The sequence below is a fragment of the Pseudomonas sp. KD5 genome, from assembly GCF_012932895.1.
GTDB lineage: Bacteria > Pseudomonadota > Gammaproteobacteria > Pseudomonadales > Pseudomonadaceae > Aquipseudomonas.
Genome location: NZ_JDWJ01000003.1, coordinates 320,629 through 336,436, shown reverse-complemented (window position 1 = coordinate 336,436; position 15,808 = coordinate 320,629). Strand labels below are relative to the sequence as shown.

The window sequence follows — 15,808 nt, the reverse complement described above, 5'->3', positions numbered from 1 at the left end:
GCCGGCCCCCTCAGCAGTTACACGATTGCCGCACCACCTCGTCCTCGAAGAGATTGGACAGTTGCAGTCCATCCTCCTGACTGCTAGCCCGAATGACGTCACCGTGCTGCAACTCAAAGGCATCCTTGTCGGTGCTTAATGAGGCACCGAGCAAAACATAGTGAACCGTACCGGGCTCGCAAAGCTCTTCATGCTGGAACAACAGGGTTTCGAGTTCACGTTTGGCAAACATCAACTGATCCAGCCCCAATAGCGACTGTTTGTCCCACACGGTTTCACCACGCCGGACAATCGAACTCCTCACCACTGAGTAGCGCGGTGGTTCTGCGATCACCAGCTCGTGGCACAACGCGGTATTGCGCAACTTGGAGAGACCGGCCAGCCCGGGTTGAGTGTGACGCAGCACCGGGTCAGAAAAATCCACCGCCAAGGTGTAACCGATATAGCGGGGGTTTCGGCAGTCATCGATGAGGTACACACAGGCATACTCGATCTCGATTCCCGCGCCACTGGCATGACACGGTGATTTGATCGCCCGGGAAGCGGCCACCAACCCTTTGCCGTTGCCTTTGTAGTACCAGTCCGGCGAGGACCGCTGAGGCATGGGCAGACCATTGACCGACCGATGCGTGTAACCAAAACCGCTCACCATGCACACGGCATCCCGTACGGGCCGCAGCGGCACATTAAAGGTCATCAATGAAAGCGCTTCAAGCGGCACCGCTACCAAGGACAAGTTGCTTTTGAAGTGCTCCCAGGATTGCTTGCTACGCATGAATCGCACAGCCAGCGCCTGAGAACTTTCGGCATCTTCGACCTGCCAGACCGTAGCCGATGCCCCCTTGCCCTGCACAATCCCCACCCACCGCACACCGTGACGGTCGAGCGAATCGATGATTCTGTCCATCAAGCCGCCTCCGTGCGCAATATCACCGGTGTCCGCCTTTTAATGGAACAGAGGATCACCCCAAATACGATCAGCACCAGACTGACCAGGTGATAGGCGTGCAGTTGCACGTCGAGGAACACGATACTGAACAGCCCACCGGACAGTGGCACCAAGTGAGTGAAGATCTCACCACGGGTGGCACCGATTTCACCGATGCCTTTGCTCCAGAACAAGTACGACAGCCAGGACGGGAAGATCACCAGATACGCCAGGCCCAGCCACGGTGCAGCGCCCTGCCCCAGGTTGAACGTGAGATCAGGGCGCAACGCCCAAATACCCAGGCTGAACGGAATCAGGCAAAGCGCCCCCACCACCGCGCAATACGTCACGAACGCATTGCCGGCGATGGTTTTTGGCTTTGTCCGCAAAAAGGAGCAATAGACAGCCCAACTGGCAGCCGAGGCCATGGTCCAGAAATCGCCTTTGTTGAAGCCTTCCAGGAAGCTCAAATCGGACAGATGCCCCATCGTCACCAGCCAGAACACACCCACCGTACTGATGACCACCCCAAGCATGTTCGACCTGGAGATGAAATCACCGAAAACGAAACGGTTGAGGGCTAGTACCAGACACGGCGTGGCCGACAGGTAAATCGCCGCATTCAACGAACTGGTGTATTGCAATCCGATATACAAGGTCAGCGGAAATATAACTTGGCCACAGACCGCCAACATAACCAGGGTCAACCATGACTTACGGGCGTCCGGCAAACTGGCGATCACGGCTTTATAGTTAATCAGCAGTAGTAAACCGCTGGTAATCAGCCATCGAAGTTGCGACAGCAGCACCGGATCAACATCCACCACCATCAACTTTCCGACGACATAGTTACCGCCCCAGAACACGGCAGCGAGTGAAAGTAATAAGTACGGCATTGACGCCTCCGTTAGATCTTCTTCATTAACATGAAAGAGGCACCGTCGAACTCGACTTCCCCTTGCAGATGGAACAAGTCTTGATACACAGACAGTTGCGCCTGCAACACATCCGTAATGGGCACCAACAACAGTGCCTGCGTCGCCAGCACCCGAGCCAGTTCATTGACATAGACTCGGCAAGGCTCGGCCTCGACAGGCGAACTGTTGGCGACAATCAGTGAGTAACCCAATCGACGGCGATAGTGAAAGTCGCCGGCCGAGGCGAATGGCAACCTCGAAAAATCCAGATCGGCGCGCAATCTGAGCTGCTTATGACCGTAGTCCTGAGCCCACTGCAAGTGGTGGGCAAACGGCTGCCTGGAACTGGAAATGACATCCAGGCTGTGCTGACCGAACGCTTGAAGCTGAGCGTTATCGGATGGGGCAATCAGCAATACGGACTTTTTGCCCGGCGTGTCGAGATACTCCGCCAGTGGCGCTGGCAATATCGGCGTCTCGCGCTTCGGGCTGTCACGGTAGATCATCAACCAGTCCGAATTGATCGCGGCCCAATTGCTGACTTGCAGCGTCTGCTCGATCGACGGCTGGTAGGTTTCCATGAGGTGAGCCTTGAACGGCAGGTATTGCAGGACCTTTCCCTGATCGCCAACGATGGAATAGTCGCCGACCCATGTATTGAGGAAGGAACGGATTCCGACGATGCTTGCCTTGCCCAGATAATCCGCGTTCCAGCCCACAATCGCTTCACGCCCCACCCATGCGTAATCGCACAGTCGCACCGGTGGCAGGCGCGTCATCGCGACAGTCCGCGAGCCGATGGAGAGCCGGCCATACGGGTCATGGTCCTGACGCAGTAACTGACTTCCCGGCGATAGCCAGACACCATCGCCTATATCCACATCGCCGCCGGCATTGACCGCGGCGTTACGACCAAAACGCACATACTGTCCAATCTTGATCGAAGGCAACTCCTGTGCCGAGTGATCGAGTTGATGATCGGCATGGGGGTGGCTGAAATACGCACCGTTTTCAAAGTGAGTGGGCGAAATCAGGTGTTCTCCGACCTGCTCCTTGACGAGCAGCGGTGAGCCACTGGTGTTGACCGAAAAGTGCTCCGGGGACAAACCGAAGTCGTCACCCAGTTCTTTCAAACGTTCTCCAAAAGTGACCCCGAACTTGATCTCGTCGCGATGACAACTAATTGTTTGCGACGCCTTTCTAAGTTGCCGAAGTGTTTTGACATAACGCGGAACAGGTTGAAAAACATCTGCAGAACTTAATGCCCGCTCCAATGCTCCCAACTCCTGAATATCACCGTCCAGCTCCAAAGGGCTGACACTGACCGACGCATCCATATAGTGCTTTATCATGCAGGCTCTTTTTTCTAATGAGTACTGACCGGATGTTCACCCCAACTGTGAACACCACACGCCACATGATCGTATGTCGGACAGAACCCGCTGAATAACGAGTTTTATATCTGGCACCCATCGATAAATACGAATGGGCGAAAGGAAGAGCCGATTATTCCAAGGAAAGTGCGAATGCAATCCCGCTGACAACCGTTATTGAAAAACCAGCGCCTCAGGAACATCCACATCCCACAACACCCCGCGGTCCTCCACCGCCACCTCGACCACCCTCGCCTGCGCGAACAGTGACTTGGCGCCCTGATCGCCGGTCAACGCCATCAATCCCGGACCGAAGCTTCGCCCGAACCCCACCGGATGCCCATATTGCCCTTCATGCACCGGCACGCTGATGGCGTCATCCGCAATGGCCGCGACGACCTGTTCAATGCTCGACGGCAGGATAAACGGCATATCCCCCAGCATGATCAGCCAGCCACCGAGGTGCGAACAGGCCGCCACTCCCGCCGCAATGCTGTCGCCCAGGCCGGTCGTCTCGATTCGCACAATCTCGCAACCATAAGCCTGCGCCATGCGAATCACTTGCGGGCGGTCCGCGGTGGTGACCAGCACACGCTTCTCGAGTGTGGCTGGCAGATTCACCAGCACCTGCTCGATCACTGAGTGCACGGTGATGCCATCACGGGCGGTGCAGTCCACCAGCAACTTGTCCTTATCGTCACCCGCTACCTGTCGAAACCGGCTGCCCTGCCCGGCGGCTAGAACGATAACGCCAATGGAGTCACTCATACGCCCTCCTGCAACGGCCTCTTCTGCTTGAGCTCGATGCCGTTCTTGATCGCCACAATCTCGGCCAGCAGCGACAAGGCGATTTCCGCCGGAGTATGGCTGCCGATGTGCAAGCCGATCGGGCCGTGCAAACGCTCGATGGCCTGTTGGGACAAGCCTAGCTGAGCCAGGTTGTCCCGGCGCTTCTGGCTGTTGACCCGAGAACCCAGCGCCCCGACATAAAACGCCCTGGAGTCCAGGGCCGTGAGCAGCGCCATGTCATCCAGGCGCGGATCGTGGGTGAGTGCGACGATGGCAGTGCGTTCGTCGGTCTGGATGGTCAGCACCGCTTCGTCGGGCATGCCCGGTACGAATCGACCGTGTTGTTCTTCCCAGCCGTAGACGAACTCGGTGCGCGGATCGCAGATCAGCACTTCGAAATCCAGCAGCCGCGCCATCTCGGCGACATACCGCGATAGCTGCCCCGCGCCGATCAACAACAATCGCCAACGCGGGCCATAAATGGCGCGCAGTGTGTTGCCGTCAAAACTCAGCACATCGTGCTTGTTCGCCGGCTGCAAAACCACTTCACCGGTCGCTATATCCAACGAGCGCGCCACGATTTCATGTGCCTCGCAGCGTGCCAGCAATTGGGCGACCCACGCCGGATCGCCGACGCGCTCCTCGGTCAGGCGCAACGTGCCGCCGCAGGGCAAACCAAACCGCGCGGCCTCCTCACGAGTGACGCCATAAGTAATCAACTGCACCGGCGGCCCATCGGCCGGGATACGGCCATCGTGCAGCCGGGCAATCAGGTCATCCTCGACACAGCCACCGGACACCGAGCCAATCACTACGCCATCGCCACGCAAGGCGAGCATGGCGCCAGGTGCCCGGGGCGCAGTGCCCCAGGTCTGGACCACGCTGTACAACATCACCCGCTGACCGGCGCGGCGCCATTCCAGCACGCTGCGCAGGACGTTCAGATCGACGCTGTCCATCAGGCTTCAGCCTTTTGCCAGCCTTGCAGCTGATAGCGAACCGGCAAGTTACGGATGCGCTTGCCGGTGGCGGCGAAGATTGCGTTGCACAGCGCTGGCGCTATCGGCGGCACGCCCGGCTCACCGACCCCGCCCAACGGCACATTGCCCGGTGGTGTGACCAGGTGCACGGCGACTTCTTTCGGTGCCAGGGACATGCGCGCCACCTCGTACATGTGGAAGTTATCCTGCTGGACCTTGCCGTCCTTGAAGCTGATCTCTCCCCACACCGCGTTGCCCAGACCCATGACGCAGGCGCCTTCGAACTGCGAGCGAATCCGCTCGGGGTTGATCTGCGGGCCGCAATCCACGGCGATGTCGGCCTTGTGCACGATCAGCGTGCCATCGTCTTTGACTTCGACTTCGATCACCGCCGCCACATACGTCACGAAGCTGTAATGCACCGCCAGGCCCAGGCCTCGGCCCTTGGGCAACTTACGCCCCCAACCGGCGGCTTTGGCGGCGGTTTCCAGCACCGTGCGCATCCGTGCGGTATCGATAGGATAGCGCTCGGGGGATTCGCCGTAGTTCCACTCCTCACTCAAGGTACGCGGATCGATCTGACGGTCCGGGCCAAGCAGCTTGATCTGGTATTTGAGCGGGTCCTGGCCGGCCTTATGTGCCAGTTCATCGACAAAGCACTGAATCGCAAAGCCGTGGGGAATGTTCGACACCGAGCGATACCAGCCGACCCGCGTGTGCACCGCCGCTTCAGGGTTTTCCAGGCGCACGTTGGGGATCGCATAAGCCATGTTGGTAAAGCCCATGCCCAGCTCGAAAGCCGCCTCATGGTTCATCCCCGGCGCGAACAGCGCGGTGATGCTCGGCGCCACCGTACGGTGCAACCAGCCAGACGGCAAGCCGTCCTTATTCAGACTGGCCTTCAGATACTCGGCAGACACGGTGTGGAAATACGAGTGGTGGATGTCGTCTTCACGGGTCCACTGCACCCGCACCGCTTTGCCCGGGAATTCCTTGGCCAGGATCGCCGCTTCAACCACGAAGTCCGGCTTGGACTTACGACCAAAACCGCCGCCGAGCAAGGTGACGTTGAACGTGACGTTATCGAATGGAATGCCCAGGCGCTCGCCAATCCGCTCGCGGGTGACTTGCGGCGCCTGGCTTGGCGCCCAGGCCTCACACACACCGTCCTTGAAACGGGCGATGGCGACCATCGGCTCCATCGGCGATTGCGCCAGGTGCGGCAGATAGTAAGAAGCTTCAAGGGTGCTGTCGGCAGCACTCATGGCCTGGTCGATGTTGCCGGTGTTGCGCACCACTTTGCCGGGCTTGAGCGACGCGGCTTCGAGTTCCTTGCGGTAGGCGATCGAGTCGTAACTGGCGTTGGGGCCGTCATCCCACTCGATCTTCAGCGCGTCGCGGCCCTTGATCGCCGCCCAGGTGTTGCTGGCCACCACGGCCACACCACCCAAAGGCTGGAACTCGGACGGCAGTGGACGACTTTCGACTTGCAGGACCTTGATCACCCCAGGGACTTTCATCGCAGCGCTGGCATCGAAGGATTTGACCTTGCCGCCGTAGACCGCCGGACGGGCGATGGTGGCGAAAAGCATGCCATCGAAATGCACATCGGCGCCGTAGACCGCACGACCGTTAACGATGTCCGCACCGTCGATGGCCTTGGTCCCTTCCTTGCCGATGTAGCGAAACTCCGACGGCTGCTTGAGCCGCAGGCTGTCGCGTGCCGGCACCGCCAGCGCACTGGCTGCTGCGGCCAACGCGCCGTAGCCCAATTCACGGCCAGTCGGTTTATGGATGATTTTGTGCAGTTGCGCATGGCATTCACCGACCGGCACTTTCCATTGCTCGGCAGCGGCTTGCTCAAGCATGGTCCGCGCGGCTGCACCGCAACGGCGCATCGGCTCGTACCAATGACGCATGCTGCGCGAACCGTCGGTGTCCTGATTGCCGAAACGTACTTCGTCGCCCGGCGCCTGTTGCACTTTGACCTGTGCCCAGTCGGCGTCCAGTTCATCGGCCACCACCATGGACAGACTGGTGCGCACGCCCTGGCCCATTTCCGAACGATTGCAAATCACCGTCACGCTGCCGTCGGCGGCAATGCTGATGTAAACCTTCGGGTCATCGATCCAGCCGTTGGGCATGCCGTCGGCACCGAATTTCTGCTCTTTTTCGGCGGCCAATGCATCCTGCCAGCCCCAACTGGCAGCCAGCACCAGCGCACTGGTGGCGCCCACGCCTTTGAGGAAACCGCGGCGGCTGAGGTTGCTTAGTGCAAAATCATTCGGTAGCTGGCTCATGCCTTGGCCTCCTTCAGGTGAGTGGATGCCTGGCGGATGGCGGTCTTGATCCGGTTGTAGGTGCCGCAACGGCATATATTGCCGACCATCGCCTCTTCAATCTGCTCGTCGCTGGGGTTCGGGTTGGTTTTCAGCAGCGCGGTGGCCGACATGATCTGTCCGCCCTGGCAATAACCGCACTGAGCCACGGCGCTGTCGAGCCAGGCTTGCTGGACGACTTTGCCCACCGGGTCGGCGTGCAAGTTGTCGATGGTGCTGACGTTCTGGCCGACCACCGAGCCGATCGGTGTGATGCAACTGCGCGCGGGCGCGCCGTCGATATGAATGGTGCAGGCGCCACACAGGCCCATGCCGCAGCCGAATTTGGTGCCGTTGTAGCCAGCCACGTCACGGATCGCCCAGAGCAGCGGCATGTCCTCGGTGACATCGAGTTGATGATCTTGACCATTGAGTTTCAGGGTAATCATGGGCACGCCCGCATAGTTATAGAGGTTATGGGGTCGAGCAATCTGCCGCTTGTGGTTCGCGGTTCACTACACGCAGATCGACTCAGGCTAATCGGCTCTCTTATGTAGACGCGACGTCTGCACCGGGCCTTTGATGGAGCAAATGTTTGCATCGTTAGCTGGCTAAGTTAACTGAGCATTAACAAAAAAGCCCTGCACATTTGAAAATGTGCAGGGCTTTTTATTCAGCCTGAAAGCGTAGCCTCAATACTGGTTAGGTTCCATTTCCAGGTCGACCTTGAAACGCTCTGCAATGTCTTTCTGAATGCGCTGCGCCAGATTCAGCAATTGCAGGCCCGTTGCGCTGCCGTAGTTGACCAGCACCAGCGCCTGTAATTTATGCACACCGGCATCGCCGTCGCGAAAGCCTTTCCAGCCGGCCCGTTCGATCAGCCACCCCGCCGCCAGCTTCATTTGCCCATCGGGCTGCGCATACGCCACCAGATCCGGGTATTCACCCTTGAGTTGTGCCACAAGTGCGGCGGGCACCAACGGATTCTTGAAGAAGCTGCCGGCATTGCCGAGCACCGCCGGGTCCGGGAGTTTTTCGCTGCGGATGCTGCAAATGGCCTGGCTGACATCGGTCGGCGTCGGGTGATCAATACCCTGCTCGGTCAGGCGCTGACGCACCGGGCCGTATTCCAGGTGCAGGTGCGCGGTGCGCGTGAGGGTGAAACGCACCCGCAGGATCAACCAGCGCCCAGGTTCCTGTTTGAACAGGCTGTCGCGGTAGGCAAAGTTGCACTCGGCCAGCGTGAAGTCCCGCAGCTCGCCGGTCTGGCGATCGAGGGCTGTCAGGCCGGCGAATACGTCCTTTATCTCGACACCGTAAGCGCCGATGTTCTGCATCGGTGCCGCGCCGACGGTGCCGGGAATCAGGCTGAGGTTTTCCAGCCCCGACCACCCTTGCGCCAGGGTGTGCTGCACAAACGGATGCCACGGCTCACCGGCCTCGGCTTCGATCACCACCTGGTTGCCGTCATCGCTCAGCAGGCGAATCCCCCGTGTGGCCATGCGCAGCACCAGCGCCGGCACATCAGTGGTCAGCAACAAATTGCTGCCACCACCGATCACCAGCACCGGCACTTCGTGTTCCACCGCGTAGGCCAGGGCTTCGCGCACGTCGGCATCGCTATGGGCTTCGGCAAACAGCCGCGCCTGAACGTCCACGCCAAAGCTGTTGTACGGTTTGAGCGAAACCCGGGGTTGAACCTGCAAACTCATAACCGTCCCTTCAATTCGATCACCAGCAGATCGCTGGCGCGCTCGATCAGGTCCAGTACCTGTTCGAAGCCTTGGTCGCCGTCGTAATAAGGATCCGGCACTTCATCGACTTCCGACTGGTAGCGACGCAGGAACAAATCCAGCTCGGCCTTGCCCTTGGCCGGTTGCATGGCCTTGAGGTGGCGCAGGTTGCTGTTGTCCATCGCCAGAATCAGGTCGTAAGTGGCGAAATCGGCGCGGGTCACTTGCTGGGCGCGCTGGGCGGACAGGTCGTAGCCGCGCAGCTTCGCAGCAGCCTGGCTGCGCTTGTCCGGGGCCTTGCCGACGTGCCAGTCACCGGTGCCGGCAGAAGCCACTTCGACTTGATCGGCCAGCCCCGCCTCACGCAGCTTGCACCGCAATACGCCCTCAGCCGTGGGGGAACGGCAGATGTTGCCCAGGCAGACGAACAGGACCCGCATCAGGCCTCCAGCAGGCGACGAACGCGCTCGAGGTCTTCAACGGTGTCGACGCCGGTGGGCGGTGCGATCAGCGCGTCGGCGACATGAATCCGCACGCCGTGCCACAGGGCACGCAGCTGTTCCAGAGACTCGGTGTTTTCCAGCCAGCACGGGCCCCAGGTGACGAAGTCCTGAAGGAAGCCGGCACGGTAAGCATAAATGCCGATGTGGCGGCGATATGGCACGCCTTCCGGCAATTGCTCGCGGCTCTTGGCAAACGCGTCCCGAGCCCACGGCAAGGTCGCACGGCTGAAGGTCAGCGCCAGGCCATTGAGGTCGCTGACCACTTTGACCACATTGGGGTTGAACAGGGTTTCGACGTCTTCGATCGGCTCGGCCAGGGTGGCCATGCGTGCTTCGGTGTGAGCGGCCAGGTTGGCGGCGACCTGATCGATCACGCTTGGCGGGATCAACGGCTCGTCGCCCTGAACATTGACCACGATCGCGTCCGGGGCCAGGCCCAGTTTCGCCGCCACTTCAGCCAGGCGGTCAGTGCCGGAGTTGTGATCTTCGCGAGTCAGCACCACTTCGGCACCAAAGCCCTTGCAGGCCTCGACGATGCGCGCATCGTCAGTGGCAACCACCACGCGCTGGGCGCTGCTTTTGCTCGCCTGTTCCCAGACGTGCTGGATCATCGGCTTGCCGGCGATCAGCAGCAGCGGCTTGCCCGGCAAGCGGGTGGAGGCGTAACGCGATGGAATGACAACGGTAAAGGCTGTGGTCATTTATCCAGACGCTCATCGGTGGTCAGGGTGCGCGCTTCGCTTTCGAGCATCACCGGGATGCCGTCGCGAATCGGGTACGCGAGGCCGGCGCCCTTGCTGATCAGCTCGGTTTTGTCGGCGCTGAGCTTGAGCGGGCCTTTGCAGACCGGGCAAGCGAGGATGTCGAGCAATTTGGTGTCCATGTACATTCCCTGGATAGAAACGGAGTTAAGGCAAAAGACGAGCCGGCAACAGGCGCATCAGCTGCGTATCGAACCAGGCCACGAAGGCCGGCGATGGCGCAGCATCGACCGCCAGGTACCACCAATCGGCGGCGGCGAAGGCACGGCACTTCACCGCGTCCTTTTCTGTCATCACCACTGGCAATGACGGTGTGAAATTCAAAGCCTGCACGCTGTACTCGGCGTGGTCGGCAAATGCATGGGGCACTGGCCGCCAGTGTAGCGTTTCGAGGGTCGTGAAGAAACGCCGGGGATTGCCGATCCCGGCCACGGCGTGCAGGGCCTGACCAGCGGGAAAGTAGTCCAGAGGCCGCCGTTCGCCGCTGTGCAGGTTGACCAGTTCGGTGGGTTGCAACTGGAAGGCAAAACCGTCTTCGCGATCATTGGCAGCGCCGTTGTACAGCACTGCATCGACGCTTTGCAGGCGCTCGACCGGTTCGCGCAATGGTCCGGCGGGCAGACAACGGCGGTTGCCCAAGCCGCGAGCGGCGTCGATCAGCACCAGTTCCAGGTCTCGAGCCAGCCGGTAATGCTGCATACCGTCGTCGGAGAGGATCAGGTCCAGCGGCTCACTCGCCAGCAAGGCTTTGACCGCACGGCTGCGGTCCGGGTCGATCATCAGCGGCACGCCGGTGCGCTGGACGATCAACAGCGGCTCATCGCCCGCCACGTCCGCGCCTTGATCCGCTGTGACCCGCCACGGCAATTGCGGCGGTTTGGCGCCGTAACCACGGCTGACCACACCGACCCGCAGGCCGCTGCGCTGGCAGTGCTGGATCATCCACAGAATCAGCGGCGTCTTGCCCGTGCCGCCCACCGTGATATTGCCGACCACGATCAGCGGCACGGGCGATTGGTAGATCTCGCCCTCGCCCGCCAAAAAGCGCTCGCGCTTGCCAGTGACCACGCGCCGGTACAGCCATTCAAGAGGCTGCAACAGCTTCAACGCCGGATGACCTTCGTACCACGCAGCGAGCAATCGATCGGACATGGCCATCAGGACGCCGGCGCCGCCTCGACAGTGGTCATGCGCAAGTGGCTGAAACCGAGCTTGCCGGCAGCGTCCATCGCGGTGATGACGGACTGATGGGGGGTTTTGCCATCGGCGCTGATGGACAACGGCAGATTGGTGTCGCCATTGGATTCTTTCTGTAGCGCTTCCATCAGGCTGGTGAGGTCGTTTTTCGGCAATAGCTGGTTGTTGACCGAATACGCCCCGTCGGCGCTGATGGCGATGTCCAGTTGCTTGAGCTGCTGGTCTTCAGCCGGGGAGCCGCTGACCGCCTCCGGCAGGTCGACGCGCAACTGGGTTTCACGGGTGAAGGTGGTGGTCACGACGAAAAACAGCAACAGGATAAACACCACGTCGATCAGCGACGCGAGGTTGATGTCTACCGTTTCCCGTGGTTTACGACGGAATTTCACGCTTTACCCTCGGCCAGGTCCACGTCGCGATCGCCCTGAATAACCTCGACCAGTTTGATCGCCTCTTGCTCCATGCCCACCACCAGCTCATCGATCCGACGTTGCAGGAAGCGGTGGAAGAACACGGCCGGAATACCGACCATCAGGCCGGCGGCGGTGGTGATCAGTGCCTTGGAAATACCTCCGGCCAGCACCGCGGCGTTGGTGCCCATGCCCGTGCCCATGAACGCACTGAAAATATCGATCATGCCCAGCACCGTACCCAGCAGCCCCAGCAACGGAGCCATGGCGGCGATGGTGCCCAAGGCGTTGATGTAACGTTCGAGCTCATGAATCACCCGCGCGGCGGCCTCTTCGATGCACTCTTTCATGATCTCGCGACCATGCTTGGAGTTCGCCAGACCGGCGGCCAGGATCTCGCCCAGCGGGGAGTTGGCGCGCAGTTCCTTGAGCTTTTCTTTATTGAGTTGCTTGTCCTTAATCCAGACCCAGACCTGCCCGAGCAGGTGCTCCGGGGTCACGCGGCTGGCGCGCAGGGTCCAGAGACGCTCGGCGACGATCGCCATGGCCGCGATGGAACTCAGAATGATCGGCAGCATCATCCAGCCGCCGGATTTGACCAATTCCCACACAGTGACAGTCCCCTCGAAAAAGTGCGCCACTCTAACATAGGGGGTGAGCGCACCGAAGACCGCGATGTCGCATCCGGTCGGGGTTTGACGACGCTGGTTACTGGCGCAATGCTGGCGGATCGCGCCAGAAGCGCCGTTCCTGAAGCATCGTCCACGGTGGTTTGAAGCGCCCCAGTTGTAGACGAATGGCACCCTCCTCCGCGCTGTCGTAGATCGCCATGCCACGTTTTTGATAGCGCGCCACGACCGTGGGATGAGGATGCCCGAAAGAATTGCCGTTGCCGCGAGAGATCAGCACGACTTTGGGTTGCAGAGCGCTGAGCAACGCCATCGAAGATGAACTGCGACTGCCGTGGTGCGGGGCCTGCAACCAGTCCGTCGGCACCGCCAGTGGACTGTCGAGCAGCGCCCGCTCGGCTGCGGTATCGATATCGCCGGTCAGCAGCAATCGTTCACCGTTGGCTTCGATCTGTAGCACGCAGGATTTCTGATTGCTGTCACTGGCCGACGGCCACTGCCAGAGCTGGAACCGCACGTCGTCCCAAGTCCACTGTTGACCGCTCTCGCAGCCCTCGGCGTGTAGCTCGTCCGGCAGGGCCAATGGATCGCCGCTCAGCACCCGCGTCACCGGCAATCCCCTGGCAATGACTCGCGCGCCACCAGCATGGTCGGCGTCGGCGTGGCTGATCAGCATCAGATCAAGTTCATTCACCCCCAGTTTGCGCAATGTTGGCAACACCACCCGCTCACCCAGGTCGATATCGCCGAACCGTGGCCCGGCGTCATACAGCAGTGTGTGATGGCGGGTGCGCACTAGAATGGCCAACCCCTGGCCGACATCCAGTTGCCAGATTTCGGCGACACCTTCAGGCAGCGTGTGCCGAGGCGGAACAACCAGCAACAGCAACAACGGCCAGCCCATCGGGCGCAACGGCACGCCCCTTGGCAGTAACAGCAGAAATGCGCCCAGCGTGCCGAATGCCCAAACCCACAACGGAACCGCCACCGGCACCCACGCGGGCAATTGCCCGGCCACCAACGCCAGCCCCTTGAACAAAAGGTCGATCAGACCGCCAGCCAACCACAGTAACCCCTCGCCCACATAGGGAATGGGCAACAGCAGCGTTCCGAGCAACGCCGGCGGCAAGACCAGCAGGCTGATCCAGGGCACCGCCAGCAGATTGGCCAGCGGTCCGCTGAGACTGATCGGCAACCCCAGCACTAACAGCAGCGGGCACAGACCGATTGCGATCAGCCATTGGGCACGGGTCCAGGTTTGCCACCAACTCCACGGGCCCAATCGCCCGCCAAAGGTGAAAATCAGCACCGCTACTGCCGCAAAGGACAACCAGAAACCCGGTTGCAGGCTTGCCAGCGGGTCCAGCAGCAAAACACCGTCAAGCGCCAGCAACAGCGGCCACCAGGCGCCGAGGTGACGAAACCGTAGCCGCCACAACAATAGCAGACCAATCATCAGGCAGGCCCGACGCACCGGCACCTCGAAGCCGGCCAGCAACCCATAACCGAGTGCCGCCGCGAACGCCAGCCCACACGCCCATGGCAGCCACGGCAAGCGCCTGGGCCATAAGCCATAGCGCGCCAGCCCGGCGATCAGCAGATACACCAGCCCCGCCAGCAAACCAATGTGTTGCCCGGAAATCACCAACAGATGCACGGTGCCGGTGTCTTGCAGCACCTGCCAGTCCTCACGGCTCATCCCGGCGCCGTCCCCCAGCACCAACGCCGTCAGCGCCCCCGTTCGCCCCTGCGCATCCACGGCCTGCAAACGCTGACGAATGCCGTCGCGCCAGGCCCACTGCGCTTGACCCAGTCGCTGACCATCCTTGACGGTCCCAGTGGCGCCAATACGTTGGGCCAGCAACCAGGCGTCGTAATCAAAACCATGGGGGTTGAGCAGCCCGGCAGGACGCTTCAATTTGACTGCCAGCCGCCACTGCTCGCCACTGTTGACGGGCGGCCCGCCATACCAGGCCAGACGCAGGTGCCGAGGCAGTTGGGTGCGACGCGACTGACTGTCTGTCAGTTCGAAACGCACTACACCCTCGGCCTGCTGCGGCAACCCGGTAACCCGGCCTTCGACCCAGCGAGTCTCGCCATCGAGCTTCAGCGCCAGGCGATCATCCAGCGCCCACTGCGCATTCGCACACGCCCAACTGAAACCGAACAACCAAAATGCCAGTGGAAAGGTTCGAAACGGCAGCAACATCAAACCCACTACCGGCAACAACAGCCACAACCCTGCCGGCGGCAGGGCCGGCAAAAAACGCAGGGCCAGCAGACCCAACGCCAGCGCCATCATCCCTGTGCGCATAAGCCCGTCCTTGAGAGTCCCCTCCCTAGGCTTAGCCGTCGCGCCGCACAGGCGTCGTTAACAATTGTCACAAAGTCTGAATGGGCGGTTCGTAGAATCCAGACATACTTGCCGCCTTAACCGACCGAGAAGCCTTATGCCCCGGCGCTTATTCAAACGTTACATGCCAGACCCGACCAGCATCAGGGAACACAAATCCTTACGCTTTCTTGGCACCCTGCTGCATGACCCGAACCTCTGGCACCTCAATCGCCATTCCGTCGCGCGGGCCATGGCCGTCGGTCTGTTCGCGGCATTCCTGCCCATCCCGTTGCAAATGCTGCTGGCCGCCATCCTCTCCATCGTGGTGCGCGGCAACATGCCGATTGCCGTCAGCCTGGTCTGGCTGACCAATCCGATCACCATGCCGGCGGTGTTCTTCTGCACTTACCAGACTGGCGCCTGGCTGATGGACATCCCCGCCAGGAGCTTGCCGGACGAGTTGACCTGGGCATGGATCAGCAGCGAACTCTCTACTTTGTGGCAGCCGTTTTTACTCGGCTCGGTGGTAACGGGGCTGGTGCTTGGGGCATTGGCTTATTGTCTGGTGATGATGTATTGGCGCTGGTGGGTGAGTCGGCAGTGGGCACGGCGTAAGCGCAGCCGGATGCAGGAATGAAAAACGGCCTCCACTTGGGAGGCCGTTTTTTTATGGCTTTTTGGTGGCGTACATATCCGTTTTTTCTGTAACGGCCACTTAGGGTTCCGCTCTTACAGCGGGTCACTTTCGAAAAGCGCGAAAGTAACCAAAGCGCTCTTGCCCCGCCATTCGGTGCCTCGCTTAGGCTCGGCATGCCCTCACTCCGGCATTATTCCGGGGGCCCGCCGCCATCGGCCATCCATGGCCGGGGGCGGCTACCGCGGCATCCCTGCCGCGGTGCCCCCTGCGCAATACCTGCGTTCGGCCTCTGGGAAAG

16 protein-coding genes are annotated in these 15,808 nt (G+C 60.7%); 1 reads left to right on the top strand and 15 read right to left on the bottom strand.

Annotated features, from left to right (window positions below):
• Positions 1-10 precede the first annotated feature (10 nt).
• The 15 genes from AF70_RS08545 to AF70_RS08475 all read right to left on the bottom strand — a co-directional run bounded on the left by AF70_RS08545 (position 11) and on the right by AF70_RS08475 (position 14,852).
• Positions 11-907, bottom strand: a complete 897-nt coding sequence (locus AF70_RS08545; protein WP_019582727.1) for a hypothetical protein — start codon at positions 905-907, stop codon at positions 11-13.
• Positions 907-1,824, bottom strand: a complete 918-nt coding sequence (locus AF70_RS08540) for a DMT family transporter (RefSeq protein ID WP_019582726.1) — start codon at positions 1,822-1,824, stop codon at positions 907-909. Before AF70_RS08540 ends, AF70_RS08545 begins: the two co-directional genes overlap by 1 nt.
• An 11-nt stretch (positions 1,825-1,835) precedes the next feature.
• Positions 1,836-2,978: a hypothetical protein gene (locus AF70_RS08535; RefSeq protein WP_231508955.1), complete on the bottom strand. Its 1,143-nt coding sequence runs from the start codon at positions 2,976-2,978 to the stop codon at positions 1,836-1,838.
• A 414-nt stretch (positions 2,979-3,392) separates the two neighbouring features.
• Positions 3,393-3,986 carry an NTP transferase domain-containing protein gene (locus tag AF70_RS08530; RefSeq protein ID WP_019582723.1) on the bottom strand — a complete coding sequence of 198 codons (594 nt, stop codon included), beginning with the start codon at positions 3,984-3,986 and terminating at the stop codon, positions 3,393-3,395.
• Complete coding sequence (locus tag AF70_RS08525; RefSeq protein ID WP_018926228.1) at positions 3,983-4,966, bottom strand: XdhC family protein; 984 nt, start codon at positions 4,964-4,966, stop codon at positions 3,983-3,985. Before AF70_RS08525 ends, AF70_RS08530 begins: the two co-directional genes overlap by 4 nt.
• Positions 4,966-7,287, bottom strand: coding sequence for a xanthine dehydrogenase family protein molybdopterin-binding subunit (locus AF70_RS08520; protein ID WP_028938943.1), 2,322 nt, complete (start codon positions 7,285-7,287; stop codon positions 4,966-4,968). The genes AF70_RS08525 and AF70_RS08520 overlap by 1 nt, the downstream gene beginning before the upstream one ends.
• Positions 7,284-7,754 (bottom strand): (2Fe-2S)-binding protein, encoded by a 471-nt coding sequence (locus tag AF70_RS08515; protein ID WP_007941956.1) that lies wholly within the window; start codon positions 7,752-7,754, stop codon positions 7,284-7,286. Before AF70_RS08515 ends, AF70_RS08520 begins: the two co-directional genes overlap by 4 nt.
• 243 nt (positions 7,755-7,997) lie before the next feature.
• On the bottom strand, positions 7,998-9,017 hold the full coding sequence (gene murB / locus AF70_RS08510) for a UDP-N-acetylmuramate dehydrogenase (RefSeq protein WP_028938942.1): 1,020 nt from the start codon (positions 9,015-9,017) through the stop codon (positions 7,998-8,000).
• Positions 9,014-9,478: a low molecular weight protein-tyrosine-phosphatase gene (locus tag AF70_RS08505; RefSeq protein ID WP_019582718.1), complete on the bottom strand. Its 465-nt coding sequence runs from the start codon at positions 9,476-9,478 to the stop codon at positions 9,014-9,016. Before AF70_RS08505 ends, murB begins: the two co-directional genes overlap by 4 nt.
• Positions 9,478-10,242 carry a 3-deoxy-manno-octulosonate cytidylyltransferase gene (gene kdsB, locus AF70_RS08500; protein ID WP_018926233.1) on the bottom strand — a complete coding sequence of 255 codons (765 nt, stop codon included), beginning with the start codon at positions 10,240-10,242 and terminating at the stop codon, positions 9,478-9,480. Before kdsB ends, AF70_RS08505 begins: the two co-directional genes overlap by 1 nt.
• Positions 10,239-10,424 (bottom strand): Trm112 family protein, encoded by a 186-nt coding sequence (locus tag AF70_RS08495; protein ID WP_003179363.1) that lies wholly within the window; start codon positions 10,422-10,424, stop codon positions 10,239-10,241. The genes kdsB and AF70_RS08495 overlap by 4 nt, the downstream gene beginning before the upstream one ends.
• A 25-nt stretch (positions 10,425-10,449) precedes the next feature.
• Positions 10,450-11,460 carry a tetraacyldisaccharide 4'-kinase gene (gene lpxK, locus AF70_RS08490; RefSeq protein ID WP_028938941.1) on the bottom strand — a complete coding sequence of 337 codons (1,011 nt, stop codon included), beginning with the start codon at positions 11,458-11,460 and terminating at the stop codon, positions 10,450-10,452.
• Positions 11,460-11,888, bottom strand: a complete 429-nt coding sequence (locus AF70_RS08485) for a biopolymer transporter ExbD (RefSeq protein WP_018926235.1) — start codon at positions 11,886-11,888, stop codon at positions 11,460-11,462. The genes lpxK and AF70_RS08485 overlap by 1 nt, the downstream gene beginning before the upstream one ends.
• The gene (locus AF70_RS08480; protein WP_007941964.1) at positions 11,885-12,520 is read right to left on the bottom strand and encodes a MotA/TolQ/ExbB proton channel family protein; all 636 of its coding nucleotides are present in this window, start codon (positions 12,518-12,520) and stop codon (positions 11,885-11,887) included. Before AF70_RS08480 ends, AF70_RS08485 begins: the two co-directional genes overlap by 4 nt.
• Positions 12,521-12,617: 97 nt before the next feature.
• Positions 12,618-14,852 carry a DNA internalization-related competence protein ComEC/Rec2 gene (locus AF70_RS08475; protein WP_028938940.1) on the bottom strand — a complete coding sequence of 745 codons (2,235 nt, stop codon included), beginning with the start codon at positions 14,850-14,852 and terminating at the stop codon, positions 12,618-12,620.
• 136 nt (positions 14,853-14,988) lie between these two features.
• Here AF70_RS08475 and AF70_RS08470 point away from each other — a divergent pair, with 136 nt between their 5' ends.
• Entirely contained in the window at positions 14,989-15,510 is a 522-nt protein-coding gene (locus tag AF70_RS08470; RefSeq protein ID WP_028938939.1) for a DUF2062 domain-containing protein, read from the top strand.
• Positions 15,511-15,808 lie beyond the last annotated feature (298 nt).

Coding starts and splice junctions, on each gene's coding strand:
- AF70_RS08545 (WP_019582727.1), bottom strand. CDS start 907: ATGGACAGAATCATCGATTCGCTCGACCGTCACGGTGTGCGGTGGGTG.
- AF70_RS08540 (WP_019582726.1), bottom strand. CDS start 1,824: ATGCCGTACTTATTACTTTCACTCGCTGCCGTGTTCTGGGGCGGTAAC.
- AF70_RS08530 (WP_019582723.1), bottom strand. CDS start 3,986: ATGAGTGACTCCATTGGCGTTATCGTTCTAGCCGCCGGGCAGGGCAGC.
- AF70_RS08525 (WP_018926228.1), bottom strand. CDS start 4,966: ATGGACAGCGTCGATCTGAACGTCCTGCGCAGCGTGCTGGAATGGCGC.
- AF70_RS08520 (WP_028938943.1), bottom strand. CDS start 7,287: ATGAGCCAGCTACCGAATGATTTTGCACTAAGCAACCTCAGCCGCCGC.
- AF70_RS08515 (WP_007941956.1), bottom strand. CDS start 7,754: ATGATTACCCTGAAACTCAATGGTCAAGATCATCAACTCGATGTCACC.
- murB (WP_028938942.1), bottom strand. CDS start 9,017: ATGAGTTTGCAGGTTCAACCCCGGGTTTCGCTCAAACCGTACAACAGC.
- AF70_RS08505 (WP_019582718.1), bottom strand. CDS start 9,478: ATGCGGGTCCTGTTCGTCTGCCTGGGCAACATCTGCCGTTCCCCCACG.
- kdsB (WP_018926233.1), bottom strand. CDS start 10,242: ATGACCACAGCCTTTACCGTTGTCATTCCATCGCGTTACGCCTCCACC.
- AF70_RS08495 (WP_003179363.1), bottom strand. CDS start 10,424: ATGGACACCAAATTGCTCGACATCCTCGCTTGCCCGGTCTGCAAAGGC.
- lpxK (WP_028938941.1), bottom strand. CDS start 11,460: ATGGCCATGTCCGATCGATTGCTCGCTGCGTGGTACGAAGGTCATCCG.
- AF70_RS08475 (WP_028938940.1), bottom strand. CDS start 14,852: ATGCGCACAGGGATGATGGCGCTGGCGTTGGGTCTGCTGGCCCTGCGT.
- AF70_RS08470 (WP_028938939.1), top strand. CDS start 14,989: ATGCCCCGGCGCTTATTCAAACGTTACATGCCAGACCCGACCAGCATC.